This is a genomic window from Streptomyces sp. CBMA291 (genome assembly GCF_014596525.1).
Classification (GTDB): Bacteria; Actinomycetota; Actinomycetes; order Streptomycetales; family Streptomycetaceae; genus Streptomyces.
Genome location: NZ_MSJP01000034.1, coordinates 15,562 through 34,351, shown reverse-complemented (window position 1 = coordinate 34,351; position 18,790 = coordinate 15,562). Strand labels below are relative to the sequence as shown.

General features: G+C 73.9%; 16 protein-coding genes. 8 read left to right on the top strand and 8 right to left on the bottom strand.

The window, feature by feature from the left end; genetic code table 11:
- Nucleotide 1: 1 nt before the first annotated feature.
- Both BU197_RS09875 and BU197_RS09870 read right to left on the bottom strand, forming a co-directional pair.
- A complete protein-coding gene (locus BU197_RS09875) occupies nucleotides 2-1,927 on the bottom strand; it encodes an N-acetylmuramoyl-L-alanine amidase (protein WP_188267876.1) in 1,926 nt (641 codons plus the stop codon).
- A 581-nt stretch (nucleotides 1,928-2,508) separates the two neighbouring features.
- Nucleotides 2,509-3,636: an aminoglycoside phosphotransferase family protein gene (locus tag BU197_RS09870; RefSeq protein ID WP_188267875.1), complete on the bottom strand. Its 1,128-nt coding sequence runs from the start codon at nucleotides 3,634-3,636 to the stop codon at nucleotides 2,509-2,511.
- Between the two features lie 233 nt (nucleotides 3,637-3,869).
- Between BU197_RS09870 and BU197_RS09865 the strand changes: the two genes are divergently transcribed.
- Complete coding sequence (locus BU197_RS09865) at nucleotides 3,870-5,363, top strand: hypothetical protein (RefSeq protein WP_188267874.1); 1,494 nt, start codon at nucleotides 3,870-3,872, stop codon at nucleotides 5,361-5,363.
- A gap of 65 nt (nucleotides 5,364-5,428) precedes the next feature.
- Here the strand turns inward: BU197_RS09865 and BU197_RS09860 are convergent, their stop codons facing one another.
- Nucleotides 5,429-6,910 (bottom strand): SpoIIE family protein phosphatase, encoded by a 1,482-nt coding sequence (locus tag BU197_RS09860; RefSeq protein ID WP_188267873.1) that lies wholly within the window; start codon nucleotides 6,908-6,910, stop codon nucleotides 5,429-5,431.
- 617 nt (nucleotides 6,911-7,527) lie between these two features.
- On the opposite strand from BU197_RS09860, the gene BU197_RS09855 reads away from it, so the two are divergent.
- Complete coding sequence (locus BU197_RS09855) at nucleotides 7,528-8,571, top strand: hypothetical protein (RefSeq protein ID WP_317452128.1); 1,044 nt, start codon at nucleotides 7,528-7,530, stop codon at nucleotides 8,569-8,571.
- 28 nt (nucleotides 8,572-8,599) lie between these two features.
- Here the strand turns inward: BU197_RS09855 and BU197_RS09850 are convergent, their stop codons facing one another.
- Entirely contained in the window at nucleotides 8,600-10,024 is a 1,425-nt protein-coding gene (locus BU197_RS09850) for a M1 family metallopeptidase (protein ID WP_188267872.1), read from the bottom strand.
- Between the two features lie 150 nt (nucleotides 10,025-10,174).
- Between BU197_RS09850 and BU197_RS09845 the strand changes: the two genes are divergently transcribed.
- Together BU197_RS09845 and BU197_RS09840 are read left to right on the top strand one after the other, a co-directional pair.
- Nucleotides 10,175-10,681 (top strand): GNAT family N-acetyltransferase, encoded by a 507-nt coding sequence (locus BU197_RS09845; RefSeq protein WP_223183021.1) that lies wholly within the window; start codon nucleotides 10,175-10,177, stop codon nucleotides 10,679-10,681.
- A gap of 90 nt (nucleotides 10,682-10,771) precedes the next feature.
- Nucleotides 10,772-11,698: a carbohydrate kinase family protein gene (locus tag BU197_RS09840; protein WP_188267870.1), complete on the top strand. Its 927-nt coding sequence runs from the start codon at nucleotides 10,772-10,774 to the stop codon at nucleotides 11,696-11,698.
- A 104-nt stretch (nucleotides 11,699-11,802) separates the two neighbouring features.
- Here BU197_RS09840 and BU197_RS09835 read toward each other — a convergent pair whose 3' ends face one another.
- A complete protein-coding gene (locus BU197_RS09835; RefSeq protein ID WP_188267869.1) occupies nucleotides 11,803-12,156 on the bottom strand; it encodes a DUF805 domain-containing protein in 354 nt (117 codons plus the stop codon).
- Nucleotides 12,157-12,292: 136 nt separating this feature from the next.
- On the bottom strand, nucleotides 12,293-12,730 hold the full coding sequence (locus BU197_RS09830; protein WP_188267868.1) for an SPW repeat protein: 438 nt from the start codon (nucleotides 12,728-12,730) through the stop codon (nucleotides 12,293-12,295).
- Nucleotides 12,731-13,353: 623 nt separating this feature from the next.
- On the opposite strand from BU197_RS09830, the gene BU197_RS09825 reads away from it, so the two are divergent.
- Nucleotides 13,354-13,863: a DinB family protein gene (locus BU197_RS09825; protein ID WP_188267867.1), complete on the top strand. Its 510-nt coding sequence runs from the start codon at nucleotides 13,354-13,356 to the stop codon at nucleotides 13,861-13,863.
- Nucleotides 13,864-13,935: 72 nt separating this feature from the next.
- Here the strand turns inward: BU197_RS09825 and BU197_RS09820 are convergent, their stop codons facing one another.
- Nucleotides 13,936-14,280 (bottom strand): hypothetical protein, encoded by a 345-nt coding sequence (locus BU197_RS09820; RefSeq protein ID WP_317452126.1) that lies wholly within the window; start codon nucleotides 14,278-14,280, stop codon nucleotides 13,936-13,938.
- Nucleotides 14,281-14,476: 196 nt separating this feature from the next.
- Between BU197_RS09820 and BU197_RS09815 the strand changes: the two genes are divergently transcribed.
- Nucleotides 14,477-15,178, top strand: coding sequence for an RraA family protein (locus BU197_RS09815; protein WP_188267865.1), 702 nt, complete (start codon nucleotides 14,477-14,479; stop codon nucleotides 15,176-15,178).
- Nucleotides 15,179-15,210: 32 nt separating this feature from the next.
- Here BU197_RS09815 and BU197_RS09810 read toward each other — a convergent pair whose 3' ends face one another.
- Entirely contained in the window at nucleotides 15,211-15,648 is a 438-nt protein-coding gene (locus tag BU197_RS09810; RefSeq protein ID WP_188267864.1) for an OsmC family protein, read from the bottom strand.
- Between the two features lie 263 nt (nucleotides 15,649-15,911).
- Here BU197_RS09810 and BU197_RS30345 point away from each other — a divergent pair, with 263 nt between their 5' ends.
- A complete protein-coding gene (locus tag BU197_RS30345; RefSeq protein ID WP_223183020.1) occupies nucleotides 15,912-16,265 on the top strand; it encodes a hypothetical protein in 354 nt (117 codons plus the stop codon).
- A 111-nt stretch (nucleotides 16,266-16,376) separates the two neighbouring features.
- Nucleotides 16,377-18,779, top strand: a complete 2,403-nt coding sequence (locus BU197_RS09800) for a molybdopterin cofactor-binding domain-containing protein (protein WP_223183019.1) — start codon at nucleotides 16,377-16,379, stop codon at nucleotides 18,777-18,779.
- Nucleotides 18,780-18,790 lie beyond the last annotated feature (11 nt).

The following is an 18,790-nucleotide window of genomic DNA, read 5'->3' as shown; positions in this document are numbered from 1 at the left end:
GTCAGGCCCGGGAAACCCGCACGTCAGCGGCCTTGACGAAGGCGACGCGATGTCCGAACTGGATCAGGTAGTACTCCTCTTGACCGCGCACGACCGCATGTTCACTGATATCGAACGTCGGGGCGAAGAGGTACTCGCCCGGGGTGCGGTCACCCACCACGTACCGCTGCCCCGCGAGCAGCTTGTACGGCAGTGGCGACACCGACTGCACCGGCACCCCCGCCGGATACGCCGAGGCCTCCGGGTACGCCCTCCCGTACACCGGCACCTCCGCGAGACCCTCCCGGGGCGTCAGGACGAGCCCCCGCGCGTTCACCGCCGTCGGCTCCCTCCGGGGGTTGGCGAACCACGCCTTCTGCCCGAGGTACCAGATCGCCGTCCAGTCGCCCCGGCGCTCCGCCACCGCGAAGCTCTGTCCCGTCGAGGCGCGCGCCCCGGTGTCGTTCACGTCGACGGTCGAATCCTGCCCGCCCGGCCGCAGACCGATGTCCTTCACCAGGGGCGCGTCGGCGCTCGGGGCGGTGTACAGGCGCACGGCCCCGCTCCCGTGCGGCGCGCACGCCTCGCCCGCCGTCGTGCACCCCGTGTAGACCGGCTGGTGGGAGGCGTAGTCGGGCCGGATCGTGACCACCCCGGCGGCGGGCCCCGCGCTCGGCGTGATCGGGCGGCCCAGCAGCCGGAAGTAGTGCGCCCAGTCCCAGTACGGTCCCGGGTCCGTGTGCATGCCCTTGATCGAGGAGGTCACCGTCCCCGGCACGGTGTCGTGGCCCAGGATGTGCTGCCGGTCGAGCGGGATGTCGTACCGGGCGGCGAGGTAGCGCACGAGCCGCGCCGACGAGCGGTACATCGCCTCCGTGTACCAGGAGTCGGGCGCGGTGAGGAAGCCCTCGTGTTCGAGCCCCACCGACTTGGCGTTCACGTACCAGTTCCCCGCGTGCCAGCCCACGTCCTTGAGCGGGAGGTGCTGGGCGACGTGCCCGTCGGAGGAACGCAGGGAGTACTGCCAGGAGACGTACGTCGGGTCCTGGACCAGCTTCAGGGTGACGTCCCAGGTGGCCTCGGTGTCGTGGATGACGATGTAGTCGATCGACTGGGAGGCCGGCCGGTCCGCCTTGTCGTGGTTGCCGTAGTCCCCGTCGCCGAACTCCTCGTACGGCGCGGGCACCCACTCGCAGGCGACCGTACGAGGGCACTCCACCGGCCCGCCGGCCGGGCGCCGCAGCCCGAGCGCCGTCAGCTGCCCGGTGGCGGGCGCCACCGAGGGCACGGCCGCAAGTGTTACCACCTGCCCGCTGTCCGTCGTCCGCGACTCCCCGGTCCTGATCACGTCGAACACGTCGTCCGCGTACGTGGCCGCCGTCGCCGCGTCGTCCGCGCCGGAGTACCGGGCCACCGCCCCGTACCAGTCGGCCGGGTCCGCGCTTGCCGGAAGCCCCGCCTCCCGCTGAGCGGCGGCGAGCAGCGCCGCCCCGCCCTCGATGTTCGCCTCCGTGCCGGTGCGCAGCTCGTCGGCGGGGATGCCCGAAAGCTCCGAGGCCCGCTCCAGCGTCCGAAGCCGGGGCGGCAGCGCCTCCGGGGCGGGCGGAGCCGGTGTGCTCGGGGAGCCGGTGCGCGCGGGGCGCGAGGAGTCGCCGCGCGCGTCCTCCGACCCGTCCGAGTGGTGCGGGGGCTGCCCGGCGAGCGCGGTCGTCGCGTCGGTGAGGTGCATCGGCCCGTATCCGCCGGTCACGCTCGGCGCGCCGCCGTGGCCGTCCCAGCGCGACTGAAGGTACGAGACGCCGAGCAGCACGCTCGCGGGCACGCCGTGCCGTGCGGCGGCCCGGGTGAACTGGCCTTGCAGGGCGCCCGCCTCGGGCACCTCGGCTCCGGCGGGCGGGGCGGCGGAGAGGAGCGGAAGCAGCAGGGCGGCGGAGGCGAGGGCGCCCACCGCCCTCGGAACCCGTGATGCCGGTGTACGTCTCGGGGACGCGGGACGGAGCAAGGCAGCCTCCTGCGGTGTGGGGTGACACGGGGGCGTGCGGGACCGGTCCCGTACAGGGGTATCGGCTCCCGAACGATCCGTCAATCACGCCTCATGGCAGGGAAGTTCCCACGTCAGAGCGGCTGTGGAGGGCCATCCGGCGGAGTTTCGCCGCGACGGGCCCCGGGCCTGGGACGCGTCAGTGGAGTGGACCACTGGCCGGACGCGGCGGACGTGGCGGACGCGGCGGGCCGGTTTCGCGCCGGGGCGGGGCATCGGCGGAGCGCCGGAGAGGAAGGCGCCGGGGCGAGGGGTGCGAGGTCCTGACGCGGCGAGGTCTGACGCGCCGGGGCGGGGCACGGCGGGGGCCGACGGTCCGGTGCAGGGGGAGAGGGTCGGTGCCGGGGGCCGGTGGGACCGGGGCCAGGGCCGGGGCCAGGGGCCGGCGGGACCGGGCTGCGGCCGGACGTGCCGGTGCGCCGTGGCCCGGTGTGTCGGCACCGGGCGCACGGCGCACCCACCCCCGGTGGCGTCGGCCGGACCGGGCCTCAGCGCGTCCCGACCGCCGCGCGCACGGCCCGCCGTGCCATGGCGCAGTCGTCGTGCAGCCGCCGCAGGAGCAGTCGCTGTTCCTCCCCGGGAGCGAGCGCCCCCGTGGGCACCGGCACCGAACCGGCCGGCGGGGCCTCCTTCATGGTGCGCTGCACCGCCGTCTCGTAGGTGCGGATCTCCCGGGTCAGCACGATCATCAGGTTCACCAGGAAGGCGTCCCGGGAAGCGGGCCCCGCCTGCTGGGCGAGCTTGCTGATCTCGCGCCGGGCCAGCGGCGCGTCGGCGAGCACCGTCCACAGGGTCGCCAGGTCGTAGCCCGGCAGGTACCAGCCCGCGTGCTCCCAGTCGACGAGCACCGGACCGACGGGGGAGAGGAGGATGTTGGAGAGCAGGGCGTCGCCGTGACAGAACTGGCCCATGCCCTGACGGCCACCCGCGTGCACCAGACCGTGCAGCAGCTTCTGGAGGTCGTCACGGTCACGGTCGGTGAAGAGCCCGAGTTCGTGGAAGCGTGCGATCCGGGTGCCGTAGTCCAGCGGCGCGTCGAACGTCCCGGCCGGGGGACGCCAGGCGTTGAGCCGGGCGACCGCGCCGAGCGCGGCCCGCACATCGGCCCGGGGCGGTGCCTCGACGGGGTGGCGGGAGAGTGCCGCCGCCCGTCCCGGCATCCGCTCGATCACCAGCGTGCAGTTCTCCGGGTCCGCGGCGATCAGCCGCGGCGCCCGCACCGGGGGACGGTGACGGACGAAGGAGCGGTAGGACCCTATTTCGTGCCGGAACCGCTCCATCCATGCCGAGGAGTGGTCGAGTAAGCACTTCGCGACCGCCGTGGTCCGCCCGGTCGTCCCGACGATGAGTACGGAACGCCCGCTGCGCCGCAGCACCTGCACCGGGTTGAACTCCGGGCAGATCCGGTGGATCGAGGCGATCGCCGTCTTCAGCTGGGCCCCTTGGGGGCCGGACAGGTCGATCCTCCCGCTGATCGGCTGGGTCCCCGCGCCGCCCACCCGGCGTCGCGGCCGGACGGCCTGCGAGGCGGGGGCGAGGTAGGGACCGGGCCCGGAGGGGATGACGCGGTGCTGCGGCCGGGGCGGGGCGGACACGGAGGACGATGCTGTGTACATGAGGGTGACAGATCCCTTCGTGTGCCGACGAGTTGCGCGCGTCGCCCCGCCCGCCCCCGGTCCGCACCCTGGGGAATGAGGGCCGGTCGGCGGGGCGGGGTGGCGCTTTCCTACCTGACACCCGCGCGCGGGTGGCGGAACATCAAGCGAACCCTGGCGAACCCTGGCGAATTATCGCCAGGCCCATGACGGAGGGCTACTGTCAACTCAGCCGAGAACCTGGGGGCTTAGACGTGACCGGACAAACCAACACCCGTCTTTCGGACCTGTTCGGCCTGGCCGGATGGTCCAAGGGCGAACTCGCGAGGCTGGTCAACCGGCAGGCGGCGGCCATGGGCCACCCCCAGCTGGCGACCGACACCTCACGGGTGCGGAGATGGATCGACCGGGGCGAGACCCCGCGCGACCCCGTTCCCCGGGTGCTGGCAGCACTGTTCACCGAGCGACTCGGCCGTGTCGTGACCATCGAGGACCTCGGGTTCGTACGACGCGGACGCAGTGGAACACGGCAGGACGTCAGGGCGACGGAGAACCCTGACGGGCTGCCCTGGCCACCCGACCGTACGGCGGCGGTCCTCACCGAATTCACGGGAATGGACCTCATGCTCAACCGACGCGGCCTGGTGGGCGCGGGTGCCGCGCTTGCCGCCGGCTCCGTACTCAGCAACGCCATGCACGACTGGCTACAGAACGATCCCGCACGCCAGTCCGTCCCCCAGCGAAGCACCGACCCCCTGCACGCCGACCCCGTCGGCTTCGACCGCTACGAGGCCGCCCCCATCGGCTCGGAGGAGATCGAGGCCCTGGAGCACTCCGTGGAGGTGTTCCGTGCCTGGGACGCCTCCCGGGGCGGCGGTCTCCAGCGCAAGGCCGTGGTGGGCCAGCTCAACGAGGTGGGCGGCATGCTCGCCTACCGCCACGCCGACCACCTCCAGCGGCGCCTGTGGGGCGTCGCGGCCAACCTGGCGGTCCTCGCCGGATGGATGTCCCACGACGTGGGTCTCGAACCCACCGCTCAGAAGTACTTCGTGATCGCCGCGCACGCGGCCAGGGAGGGCGGTGACCGGCCGAGGGCCGGGGAGGCGCTGTCCCGGGCCGCCCGTCAGATGGTGCATCTGGGCCGTCCAGGCGAGGCGCTCGACCTGATGAAGCTCGCCAAGGACGGTGCGGGCGAGCGGGTGCTGCCCCGCACCCAGGCCATGTTCCACACGATCGAGGCATGGGCGCAGGCCTCCCTCGGCCGGGGGCAGGCCATGCGCCGCACCCTGGGCGAGGCCGAGCAGCTGTTCGTGTCCGACCGGCAGGACGAGAAGGCACCGGACTGGATGCAGACCTTCGACGAGGCCGACATGCACGGCATGCAGGCGCTCGCCTACCGGACCCTCGCCGACCACGACCCGTCCGCCGCCGTCCCGGCCCAGCATCACGCCAGGCTGGCCCTCGAACTGCGGCGTGGCGGCCACGACCGTTCGAAGCTCTTCGACCACATCTCGATGGCGTCGGCCTGCTTCATCGCCGACGACCCGGAGCAGGCCGACCGGTACGCCCGGCTCGCCCTGATGTCGATGGGGGACACCTCCTCCCACCGCACCTGGGACCGGCTCCGGGAGATGTACCGGCTCACCGGGCAGTACGCCGGATACACCAGGATCGAGCACCTGCGCGAGGAGATCGAGGACGCCCTGCCGAGGTCCCCGGTGAACCGGCCGAGGCCGGGACAGGCCTGAGGGACAGGCCCGAGCCGGGGGACAGGCCGAGGGGCGGGTCCGAGAGCCGGACCTGAGGGGCGGGGTCAGCCCCCGACCCGTACCACCATCACGCAGGCGTCGTCCTCGCGCTGTTCCTCGCCGAACTCCGCCAGCACCGCGCGCACTCCGTCCTGGGCGTCGCGGGCTCCGGCGAGCCGGTCCCCGAGGGTGAGCAGCCTCCGGGTCCCCGTGTCGTCGGACGCACCGCTGCCCCGGGCCAGCCCGTCGGTGTGCAGGACGAGGACGTCCCCCGGAAGGAGCCGGGTCTCGGCCTCGCCGTACACGGCGCCGGTCGTCGCCCCGAGGAGGACGCCCTCGGGGCGCCTGAGGACGTGCCCCGCCCCGTCGCGGAACAGCAGCGGGGCGGGGTGTCCTGCCTGTGCCCAGGTCAGGGTGTGGGCCACCGGGTCGTACCGGCAGCACATCGCACTGCCGAGGGCGGGCTGTACGGAGGTCTCCAGGAGCTGGTTCAGATGTCCCATCAGCGCGGCGGGCCGGATCCCGGCGACGGCCATGCCGCGCAGCGCGCCCAGGAGCATGGCCATCGACGAGGTCGCGGCGACCCCGTGGCCGGTCAGGTCGCCGACGGTGAGCAGCGCGTCCCCGCCGGGCAGGGCCAGCGCGTCGTACCAGTCGCCGCCGATGAGGGTGGTGGTGGCGGCGGGAAGGTAGTGGGCCGCGACGTCCAGCGGGGCGGGGCCGTCGTGCGCGAAGCGGAGCGAGCCCCGCCAGGGCGGCAGTACGGCTTCCTGGAGCTGCACGGCGACCCGCCGCTCGGTCTGCTCGATGCGGCGGCTTCGCTCCAGGCTGTCCCGGCTGTCCCGGACCGCCCGCTGGCTGCGCCGCAGCTCGCTCACATCGCGCAGGACGGCCCACATGGAGGCGGTGCAGCCGTCGGCGTCGAGGACGGGCTCCCCGGTCATGTGGACGGTGCGGACCTTTCCGTCGGTCCGCACGATCCGGAACTCGCCGTCGATCGGCTTCCCGTCGATCAGACAGTCCGTCACCATGCCCTGGAGCAGACACCGGTCGTCGTCGTGGACCATCGTGGGCATCTCGTCCAGCGACATCGGACCGCTCTCGGGCGCCCTGCCGAAGATCTGGAACAGCTCGTCGGACCAGCAGACCTCGTCGGTCAGCAGGTTCCACTCGGCGCTGCCGACCCGGGAGAGCAGCGAGCCGGTGCGCGGCGGGGCCGGCTCGCCGTAGGCGGCTCCGGGGTCGCTCGTGAACGGAGTGTCGGGGGTGTCCTCGGGGGCTGCGTCGGGGTCCGTCTCCGGGTCGGTCTCCTCGGGAGCGCCTGCCCGCAGCTGCCCCAGATGGGCGCCCAGATCGTCGAGTTGGTGGACCGCGAGGTCCACGAGGGCGCGCTGCCACCGCTGCCGGGGATCGTCCTCGTTCGCCACCGCGTCCCTGCGGACGGCGACGAGCCCGCCACGCAGGCGGCGGGTCTGCGAGATCAGCGCGTCCACCGCGCCCGGCTCCGGCTGCCGGGCGGGACGGTCCGCGAACAGAGGGGACGGCATGTCGTACTCCGATACAGGCGCGGCACGGCCAGGCCACGGGGAAAGGACAGGACCGTGTACGACTGTTGCACAGCCCGGGACAGGCCGTAAGGGATTCGGCAACACTCGATCCGGTGGTGCTTCCGGCATATGTCAAAGGCCCAGCGATTATCGGCCACTCCGGGACGCGTTACGGTGCGGGGGTGGTGAACGACGAGGGAACGGGCACGGCGGGTGGGTCTTCGCCTACGCTGACTAGGCGTACGAGCACGGACGGCCCCGGGGGAACGGGCCCTACGGGAGCGGCGGTTACCCAGGTGACGGACATGACGCGCGTGACGGCGGGGACCGTCGGGACGGTTGACACGGTCGGGGCTGTCGGGGCTGTCGGGATGGCTCGTGTCGCCGGGGTCGCTGAGGTCGCCGGGGTCGCCGGGGTCGCCGGGGTCGCCGGGACGGCCGATGCCTACAGGACGACCGATGCCCCTGGTTCGGGTGGGGCCTCCGGTGCGATGGGGGCCTCCGGTTCGGCTGGTGGGATCTCCGGGGCCGTGCGAGGCGCCGCGCCCGTCGGTCCCGCAGGCAGCGCCGCTCCCCCCGCATACGCTCCCGGTATTCCCGCGACCGTAGGCGCCGCCGTGCTGCTCGCCGCCGCGCCCGCCGGGCGGGGGCGGGTCATGGACGCCGCCGCCGTACTCCCCGCCCTGGCCGCCGTGCCGCCCGGCGTCCTCACCGGCACCGCCGCGGCCACCGTCGTCGAACTCGCCGACCCCCTCGACCCGCAGACCGTGCTGACCCGGCTGCGCGCGGTGGCCGCGAACCCGGGTCCGCTGCTCGTCTGCCTCGCCGGGCAGCTCCACCTCGACCGGCGCCAGCACCTGCCCCATCTGGCGCTCGCCCGCACCACCGGCGCGACCCTCCGCTACACCGCACTGCCCTGGCACTGGCTCGCGGGCGAACTCGGCGCCCGCGCCCCCGGCACCACGACCGTCGTCGCGGACCTCACGGCCGACGCCGCCGTATGGGAACGGCTCGCCGACGGTCCCGGTCTGCTGCACCTCGGACCCGGCCCGGCGTTCTACGCGCGCGTGACCCCGCCCCCGCGCCGCGGCGGCCTCGCGACCCCCGACTATCTGCGGGCCTGGGCGGAACTCTGGCGTTCCGGGGCCCGGCTGCCGTACGCCACCCTGCACGCGGAGGCCGCGGCCCGTACCGCGGGCACCACACCGGCCCCGCTCCTCCTCGCACCCGTGTCCGTCCCCGTACCGGCGGCCGAGCAGGACCCGCACCCCGCGATCCTGGCCGCCGCCATGGCCGGTCGGCACGGGGAGGCGGCGGCGGTGGCCGCCGCCTGGGAGAGCGAGGCGCTGCGCCGCCACGGGCCCCGGTCGCAGGAGGCGGTGCACTGGACGGAGGTACGGGCCGATCTGGCCCGGCTCGCCGGGGAACCGGCCCGCAGCTGCGAGCTGTGGCTGGCCGCCGCCGAAGTCAGGCTCGGACTGGGGCAGCGGACGGACCACCCGGACGTCGAGGCGGCCGTGGACCGGGCCCACCACCAGTGGGAGCAGGTCGACGACCCGACGCGCGCCCGCGCCCTCGGTCCGGTGCTCCTCGCCTTCAGGGAACGGGTCCCGGGGCGTCGGCCGGGAGCCGTGGCCGCGCTGACCCGCCGCATGTCCTGACGGGCCGGGGCGGGTCCCGGCCGGACGCTCAGCCGATCCGGTGCTCCGTCCAGAACGGGCCGAGGTCCCGTACGGTCGCCGCCTGCGCCGCCCGCCGGAAGTCGGCGGTGGTGGCGACGCCCAGCCAGTGGTCCCGCACATAGCCGCGCAGCATGCGGGCCATCGCGGGTGCGCCGAGGACCCGCTCCGGATCGTGCAGGGCGCAGGAACCCCGCAGATAGACGACCTGGACGTATTCGGAGCGGTGCCCGTTCGCGTAGTAGCCCATGGACCGGGTCGGCGAGGCCGTGGCGCTCGGCCAGTCGCCGTGGTCCTCCCGGCAGGTCGTGGTCTCCTCGCCGTAGTACAGCTGGTTCGCGTACTGGGCGAAGGACTCGTCCAGCCAGGGCGAGGCGAACTGGTCGTTGCCGACGATTCCGTAGAACCACTGGTGGGCGATCTCGTGGACGACGGCCGAGCCCTCCGGCTCGGTCCACAGCAGGACCAGACCGGGGAACTCCATGCTGCCGAAGCCGTCGAGGTGATCGCTCATGACGAGATCCAGCTCGCCGTACGGGTAGCGGCCGAACCGGCGGCCGAAGTCGTCGACCGAGGCCACGGCGTCGCGCAGATCGAGGGCGACGCCCTCGGAGGGCGTGGTGCGTGTCCAGAAGGCGTTCAGCCGGACGCCGCCCGGAGTGGTCACCGTCCTCGAACGGAAGGGGCCCGCCGCCCACGCGAAGTCCCGCACCCCGTGCGCCACACTCGTGGTGACCGCCCGGCCGGGGCTGCCCGTGCGCCGGGTGGTGGTGCCCGTCGCGGGGACGACGAGCGCGGCGGGATGGTCGAGGACCACCCGGAAGTCGCCGGTCAGCGTCAGGAAGCTCTCGCCGAAACCGACGTCCGGGTCGAGGTGCGGGCCCTGGGCGTCGCGCACGGACAGCACGGGCAGCGCGTTGCCGAGGAAGCGGTACGCGCCGTCCCTGCCGAAGCGGTGGATCCGGTGGGGGACGGCGATCGAGACGTCGAAGGAGACGCTCGCCCGCGCCCCGTGCGGCAGCGGCGCGGGCAGCGTGATCCGCAGCGCCGTGCAGCCGACGGCCGGCGCGCCCGGAGTGCCCCCGGAGACCCGGCTCACCCGCACCGGGGACGGTTGCCCGGGGCCGCCGCAGCCGTCGGCGCCGTTGCCCCACAGGCGCAGGTCCACCGAACGCAGCGGAGTACGGGCCGCGTTGCGGAAGGACACCGTCTGACGGCCGGTCCAGCGCGAACCGTCGGCGTCGGCGCGCAGGGACGCCTGATAGGAGGGACGGTCCGGGGTGGCGGTTCCGGGCCCCGGTGTCCGGCCGCCGGGGGAAGACGCTCCGGCCTCCGGCACGCGGGTGAGGGAGAAAGGCGCCTCGGCCGCCGTGGGTCGTGCCGGGGACAGGGGGCCCGGACCCGTGAGGCCCTGTGCCGCCGCCTGCGGGCCCATGAGGAGGGCCGCCGTGAGGGCGGAGCAGTGACGCCCGCGCGTATCCGAGAAGGGGCATGGCGGTCACGCTAGAGCGGCCGTGCGCCCGGACGGGCGGGTTCCGGGCCACCGCGCGCGGTCGTCGGGACGGGGGCTGAGATGATCGGAGGCATGCCCGCCTTCCCGCTCCCGGCCCCTTCGGCGCCCGCCTCCCTCGCCACCGGGCGCCTGCTGCTGCGCCCCGTGCGGACCGCCGACGTACCGGCCGTCACCCGGCTCTGGACGGACCCGGAGGTCCGCCGCCATCTGGGCGGGCCCGTGACCGAACACGTCGTACGGATCCGGCAACGGAGGGTCGTCGGGGCGCCCGGCGTCCACGCGGTGACCCGGACCGAGGACGGGACGCTGCTCGGGATCGTGACGGTCGAGCCGGAGGCGCGGGACGGGGAGACGGAGGTCTCGTACCAGTTCCTGCCCGAACACTGGGGCCGGGGCTACGCGCGCGAGGCCGTCGCCGCCGTCCTCGACGCCACGCTCCGGGACGCGCCCAGCGTGGTCGCGCTGACCCAGCGGGCGAACCACCGCTCCCGGCGGCTTCTGGAGGACGTCGGCATGACACACGTCTCCTCCTTCGTCGAACACGAGGCCCACCAGGTCCTCTACCGTCGCCACCGCTGAACCGCCCGCCCCCGCCGTCCCTCCCGACGCGCCCGGCACCCTCCGCCGGGCCGGGGTCCCGGCCGGCCCGTACGCGAGGAGCCCCGCCCCATGTCCTTCCTGGTGATCGGCGAGTGCGTCGCCGACATCGTCCGCGCCCCGGCCGGTTCCGGCGCCGCCGACCGGGTCCACCCCGGCGGCAGCCCCGCCAACGTGGCCTTCGGTCTCGGGCGGCTCGGCCGGGACGTCACCCTGCTCACCCAGCTCGCCGAGGACCCGGCGGGGCGGCTCATCAGGGCGCACCTCCAGGACGCGGGCGTACGGGTGCGGGTCGGCGGGGTTCCGCCGCGCACCCCCTCGGCGGTCGTCGGTCTCGACGCGCGGGGCGCCGCCTCGTACACCTTCGACATCGCGTGGACCCTGTCCGCGCCGGCGCCCGCGCGTCTCGCGCCCGCCCATGTGCACATCGGCTCGATCGCCGCCGTCACCGCCCCCGGCGCGGCCACCGTCCTGGCCGAGACCGAGCGGTTGCGCGACCGGGCGACCGTGAGCTACGACCCCAATGTGCGGCCCGCGCTGATGGGGGAGCACGGGGCGGCGGTCGACCGGGTCGAGCGCTGTGTCGCCCTCGCCGATCTGGTCAAGGCGAGCGACGAGGACCTGGCCTGGCTGTACCCGGGGGAGAGCCCGGAGACGGTGGCGGCCCGCTGGCTGGCGCGGGGGCCCGCCGTCGTCCTCGTCACCCTGGGCGCGCGGGGTTCGTTCGCCGCCACCCGGCGGCACACCGTCCGCGCGGCCGCGCCCCGGGTCGGGATCGTCGACACCGTCGGCGCGGGGGACTCCTTCATGTCGGCCGTCCTCGACGCGCTCGCGGGCCGCGACCGGGCGACGCTGGGCGCGCTCTCCGCCGACGCGCTCGCCGGGCTCCTCGCCACGGCCGGGGCGGCGGCGGCCGTGACCGTCTCACGGGCGGGCGCCCTGCCGCCCGACCGCGCCGAACTCGACGTGGCCCGCCGGGAGTACGCCTCCGGCGGGTGAGAGGCCCGGGTGTGGGCCCCGGCATGGCGAGAGGCCCCGGCAATGGCGAGAGGCCCCCGGAAGGAACTCCTTCCGGGGGCCTCGCTCCTGGACCGTGCGGGCCGTCAGTAGGCCGCGGGCTGCTTCGGGTTCGGGCCGTACTGGTTCTCCTGCTGGTCGCCGTCGAGGACGGAGAAGACGAAGAGCACGATGGCGCCGACGAGCGGGACGAGGCTGAAGAGTATCCACCAGCCCGAGCGGCCGGTGTCGTGGAGGCGGCGGATGGACAGCCCGAGCGAGGGAAGGAGGGAGGCGAGCCCGTACAGCGGGGTCAGCACCGGGTAGCCCACCACGTTGTCGATGATGACGAGAACGAGCGAGACGAGGAAGTTGAACAGGCCGAACATCCAGAATTCTTTCCGGCGTGCCCGACCGCTGAAGACGGCGTACTTCTTGAAGGCTTCGAGGTACCAGTTCACTTCGTCCCCCCAAGGACTGGGTATGAGCGGGAGAGCCTGTCCCTGTGGAGCAAGCTTTACGCAGAACTTAGGTGGCCGAAACCATTCGGGTCAATTCGTTACCGGGTAGTGGCCGTTCCGGAAGGGGATCCGGGCCTCACGTCCTTCTCTTGCTCATGAGCAGTCCGCCCGCCGTGAGGGAGAACAGGCAGACGCACGCGCCGGTGATGACGTTGCTGAGCGCCGTTCCCATGTCGGGACTCCGCGCGACCACCCAGGGGGACACGATCAGCCACGCGCCCATCAACAGCACCACGAAGTTCAGGTCCTGCGAGCGCTCCGGGGCCATGGACATGCACAGCCCGAGGACCGCGATGCCGATGCCGACGACCAGGTTGCTGACGGCGAGCTGGGGGTGGGTGGCGGAGAAGTGGACCGTCCACGCGGAGATCGCCGCGTAGACACCGGCGAGGATCACGAGTTCCTCCACCGCCGCTACTCCTCGGGTCTGGACCATCCGGGCATACCGTTCCCGCATTTCCGGTGCGTCGGGGTGTCCCGCGATATCACCGTGACGGTGAGAGACGTCGGCCATACGACTCGCCTCCTTCTGGCGTCGTGCGTGTCCGGCCGCTCGTGCGGCACATGATGCCGCTGCTCCATTGTGCACTTATCTGGCCTTTATGTGTAGGTCTGTCCCGTAGGGAACCGGACAGAATTCAAACGCGCTCTCTGCGAGTAGCGACCAATGGACAGGGAGCGTTCAATAAAAATTCAAGAGAAATCGGGACCGGGATCCGCATCCCTGCGCGCCGGGTCGCCGAAGCATCTTCGGCGTAGCCTGGAAGAGGAATCGGGGACGGACGTGTGAAGTGGTGGTGACGGTGGACCGGGCGCGTTTCGCCGACGGGGCCCGGAGGCCTTCCGGCTGAGCGCGGGGGCCCGGCCCCAGCCCGTACGGCCCGGCCCTCCGCCCGGCCACCGACACGCGTCTCGGCTGCGCCGTCGCCCGGCCGCGCCTCACACACGACCTGCTTCCGCACCCGGTCGCGCCTCACACGCGACCTGCTTCCTCGCCCGGCCGTCCCGCCCGTTCCTCCGTCCCCGCCTTCCGGGCGGCGTGCCATCCCCTCCTCAGGTCGCCGCCGGGAGCGGCCGCGGGCGGGCGACCGGGAGAAATCCCGGACCGCCCGCCGTGGTCGGCGGCACAATGCGCAGATGACTTCCCAGGACCCGCGCACGCCCGTACCGCACACCGCCGACGAACGCGCCACCCTCACGGCGATGCTCCAGTTCCAGCGCGACACCCTCGCCCTGAAGTGCGCCGGGCTCGGCCCCGACCAGCTGCGGGAACGCGCGACGGCGCCCTCGGGACTCTCCCTCCTGGGGCTGGTACGGCACGCCGCCGAGGTCGAGCGCACCTGGTTCCGCAATGTCCTCGCGGGCGAGAGCAGCCGCAGCCCCTGGACCCCGCCCGGCTCCACCGACTGGGCCGACTTCGACGTGGACGGCGCCGACGCCGACGAGGCGTTCGCCGTCTGGCACGCCGAGTGCGCCCGCGCCCGCGCGATCGTCGACGCCACCGACTCCCTCGACGCCACCGGCACCCTCGGGGAGGAGACCTACTCACTGCGTTACGTCCTCGCCCACATGATCGAGGAGTACGCCCGGCACAACGGTCACGCCGACCTGCTCCGCGAACGCCTCGACGGCACCACGGGGGAGTGACCCCCGGGCGCCTGTCCGGCCCGTCGCGGGAGCGACCTCGGCGCCCCGGCCGGCCCGCCCCGGCGCGGGCGTTCAGCGGTAGGCGTCGGTCACGCAGTCGGCCGCGCAGCGCCGGTGTTCGAAGCGGAGCCGTAGCGCCGCCGCCGCGTGGCGCCGCTCCACGCCCGCGTAGCCGTACCGGTCCTGGGTCATCCGCACCACGGCCTCGACCGTGACGATGGCCGGTTCGCCCTCGCCCGCCGCCCCCCGGGCCGCCGCGATGACACGGTCCGCCGCCCGCTGGAGGTCACGCGCGTACTCCCGCTGGGCCATGGTCCGCGCCCGCGAGGGGGCGAACGGGCGCGCGGCGCGACCCTTCCAGAGCATTCCCGCGGTGATCAGCCCCACGCCGCTCACGGCGACGGACACTCCCAGCACGGCGTCCCACCGCATCACCGACCGCCCTCCCCTGACGCACCGACCCTCGTGGGTGCCCGAAGTCTAGGGCGGTTTCCCGCCGATCGGGCCCGACCGTCCGGTGTTCCCGGGCTCTTCGACGCCGGACGGTCAAGGCGCTCCGGCCGGTAGCATCGCGCGGCCAGCGCCCGCACCCCGCACCGAACGGAAGCGCCCGATGCCGAAGGACCTCGCCGACTTCGCCGCCCTCTCCACCCCTCTCGTGGCCGACGCCTGTCTGCGCCTCGGAGAGCCCCTGCGGGCCGCGCCCGCCGGCATCCTGCCCGTCGCCGACGGGCAGCGCGCCGCCGGACGCGCCCTGCCCGTCCGGCACCACGGAAGCGTCGACGTCTTTCTGGAGGCCCTCGCCCACGCCGGGCCCGGCGACGTCCTCGTCGTCGACAACGAGGGCCGCCGCGACGAGGCCTGCGTGGGCGACCTCGTGATCCTGGAGGCACGGGCGGCGGGCGTCGCCGCGCTCGTCGTCTGGGGGCTGCACCGCGACACCCCGGACCTCGTCGCGATCGGACTCCCGGTCTTCTCGTACGGCCGCCACGCGCCCGGTCCCGTACGCCTCGACCCCCGGGACCCCGACTCGCTGCGCACCGCCCGGTTCGGCCCGCACGAGGTCACCGCCGCCGACATCGTGTTCGCCGACGACGACGGCGTGCTGTTCGTACGGGCCGACCGTGCGGACGCCGTCCTGGAGACGGCCCGCGCCCTCCTGCGTACCGAACGCGAACAGGCCCGCCGCATCGAGGCGGGGGAGACGCTCCGCGCGCAGACCCGCTTCGACGCCTATCTGGCCGCCCGTGCCGAGGACCCCTCGTACACCTTCCGGCGCCATCTGCGCCGGATCGGCGGCGCCATCGAGGAGTGAACCGGGCCCGCGCGCCCCGGAGTCCGCCGGGCTCAGCCCTCGAAGCCGACCGTGCCGTCCGGCAGGATCGCCTCCACGCGGGCGCCGTGCTCCACGGTCCGGCTCACCGTGCAGAACTGCTCGTGCGTCAGACGCACCCCGCGCGCGAAGACCTCCGCCGCCTTGGGGTTGTCGTCCGGCAGGTCGAACTCGTAGCTGACCCGGATGCGTCCCACCCGGCCGTCGTCCTCGGGCCCGGAGACGCCCTCCACCACGATCCGCAGGTCCTCGTGGTCCACGGCCCTCGCCGTCCGGTCCACGACGAGCCCGCCGCAGCCGCCCATCGCGGCGAGCAGCAGTTCGACCGGGGTGAACGAGGGCTGGGCGTCCGCGTCGTCGGCGGCGGCCATCCGGACCTCCGCGCCCCGGTCGTTGCGGGCGGTCCAGTTGCGGTACCCGGTGCGAACGGTCTCGATCCGGTAGTCGGCCATGGTGGCGGTCTCCTTCGTTCTGGACTGTGTCCCCGTACGGTACGTTCGCCCGCCCACGCGACCCCACCCGCCCCGCCAAGCGGACGCGCCGACCGGCGTGCCGCGTCCGACGGACCGGGTCGGGCGGACCCGCGTCCGGCGCGGGGCGGTTCGGAATGAGGCGGCGGCGCGTCCGTGGCGGGGCCCGCGGCTGAGTACGCCGCCGTGCCCCGCTGAGTACCTCGGCCGATACGGTGAGGGCCGCGCGCTGCTGGAGTGGGGGCATGACCTCCGAAGCCCGGCGCTCCCGCCCGCTCCAGCACGTCACCGCCACCGGCACGGCCCTCGTGGTGGCCCTCGGGCCGGTGGTGCTCGCGGCGCTGCTCACCCGGTCGGCGGGCGGGGACCCGATGGCCTCCGTCAACGCGCTGATCACGGGCGGCGGTCAGCGCCCACGCCTCTCCCGGGCCGCGCTCACCCGCCCCCGCGCCTCCCGGCCCCGCCTCGCCCGGACGGCCCTCACCCGCCCTCGTCCGTCCCGCCCATGCCGCGCACCGGGCCGCCTCACCCGTACCCGCCTCACCCGCACCCGTCTCTCCCGGCTCCGGCCTCGCGCTCCTCGTGTGACGAAGCCCTGACAAGAATCTCGGTCGAACGGGCCCTCGGAGCCGCCCAGATGAGCGATGATCACCCCATCCGAGGAGCTTCCGGCGGTCCCGTGCGCCGGTCCACGACGAAGGGCGCACCGAATGGCGAGGCGGCACCATGAGCGTGACGGCCGGTCCGACAGCGGCGCGGAGGCCGCGGCGGACGCGGGCCGGGCGAGCGACACGGGCGACGACGGAACCGCCGGTATCGCCCGCCGCCGCTTCCTCGGCTACGTCCTCGCCGCCCCTACCCTCACCGTCGCCGCCCGGCTCGGCGCGGACGTCCTCGCCCCCGGGGAAGCCGCCGCCGCCACCCCGGGGCTCGTCCCCTCGCTGCCGGGACCGGCCGAACTCCTCGACCTGAACGAGCTGCTGACCCTCGCCGCCCTGCCCACCAGCGGCCTCCTCACCATCCGGCTCGACGCCGAAGGCACGGCCCACTTCGCACTGCCACGCGCCGAGGTCGGCCAGGGCGTCACCACCTCCAGCGCCATGATCGTCGCCGAGGAACTCGACCTGCCGCTCGACCGGGTGAAGGTGACCCTCGCCGACGCCCGCCCCGAGCTGCTCTTCAACCAGCTCACCGGCGGCTCCAACACCACGTACTCCACGTACACGCCCCTCCGGGTCGCCGCCGCCGTCGCCCGGGGGCGGCTGCTGCACGCCGCCGCGCTCGTCCTCGGCGAGGCCGTGGAGACGCTCACCACCAAGGCGGGCACGGTGCTCTCCCCGGCGGGCCGGATCCTCGGCTACGGCGAACTCGCCGTACGGGCCGCCGTCCTCTCCGACGCCGCCGTCGCCGTCACCCTCAAGGACCCCGCCCGCTTCCGTGTCGTCGGCACCGGACAGCGCCGGATCGACGCCCTCGAAGCGGTCACAGGCCGCAAGAAGTTCGCCATGGACCTCCAGGTGCCGGACGCCCTGCCCACCATGGTCTGCCGCCCGCCCACCATCAACGGCACCGTCCGCTCCGTCGCCAACCTCGCCGAGGTCCGGGCCATGCCCGGCGTCACCGATGTCGTCGCCGTCTCCACGGGCGTCGCCGTCCGGGGCCGTACCTTCGGCCAGTGCGTCGACGCCGTGCGCGCCCTCCGGGTCGACTGGGGTCCCGGCACCGCCGAGGGCGCCTCCGACGCCACCGTCCTGGAGAAGCTGCGCCGGGCCGAACTCCCGCTCGTGATCCCGCCGCTGCCCCTGCTCACCAAGGCCGTCGACGAGCGCTTCACCTTCCACTTCGCCAGCAACGCCGCCCTGGAGACCAACTGCGCGATCGCCGACGTCCGGGAAGGCTCAGCGGAGATCTGGGGCTCCTTCAAGGCGCCGCTCGTCGCCCAGGAGGAGATCGCCCTCACGCTCGGCCTCCCCGTGACCGCCGTGCGCCTCCATGTCACGGAGGGTGGCGGCTCCTTCGGCCGCAAGCTCTTCCACGACGCCGCCCACGAGGCGGTCGAGATCTCCCGGGCCCTCGGCAAGCCGGTGAAACTCATGTGGCACCGCACCGACGACTTCCGCCAGGGCCGTACGCATCCGATGTCCACCTCACGGGTCCGGGCCACGTACGCGCTCGGCGAGGTCCTCACCTACGAGCAGCGCCACACCAGCATCGCCACCGACTTCGGGCACGGCATCGGCGAGATCCTCACGGCGGAGGCCGCCCGGCTCCCCGTCGCCGACCTCACCTTCTCCGAGACGATGTTCCAGCTCACCCAGACCAGCCCCTACCACCTCGGCGTCACCACCCAGCTCCTCGCCGAGACCGACAAGGGCTTCAACACCGGCTCGATGCGCAACATCTACTCGCCCAACGTGCGCTGCGCGCAGGAACTCGTCATGGACGAACTCGCGAGGAGGACGGGACAGGACGGGTACGCGCTGCGGCGGCGCCTGATGAAGGACCCCCGCGCCCGCGCGGTCCTCGACAAGGTCGCCGAGCTGGCGGAGTGGGGCCGGAGCATGCCGGACGGCACCGCCCAGGGCATCGCCGTCCACACCGAGTACCACTCCGCCGTCGCGGTCCTCGCCGAGATCGACTGCCGTCCTCGAACCACCGGGCGCACGATCCCCGGCGCGTACACCGGGCCGCGCGTCACCAAGGTGGTCTGCGCCGTCGACGTCGGACTCGCCGTCAACCCGCGCGGACTCGAAGCCCAGATGATGGGCGGCATCTCCGACGGCATCGCCCTCGCCCTGACGTCCGGCCTCCATCTGCGCGACGGCCACTTCCTCGAAGGCAGCTGGGACCAGTACTTCTACACCCGGCAGTGGAACACCCCGCCCGAACTGGAGATCGTCGTCATGCCCCCGAGCGGCGACAAGCCGGGCGGCGCGGGCGAACTCGCGGTCGCCGGGGCCATGGCCGCCGTCGCCTGCGCCTACGGGCGGGCCACCGGCACGATGCCGAAGGTCTTCCCCGTCAACCACACGGAACCGCTCGCCTTCACTCCGCTGCCGACCGTCCCGCCCGTCCCCGCCTCGCCCGTCGACGGCCGCGACCGCGCCCTGTAGAGACCTGGAGC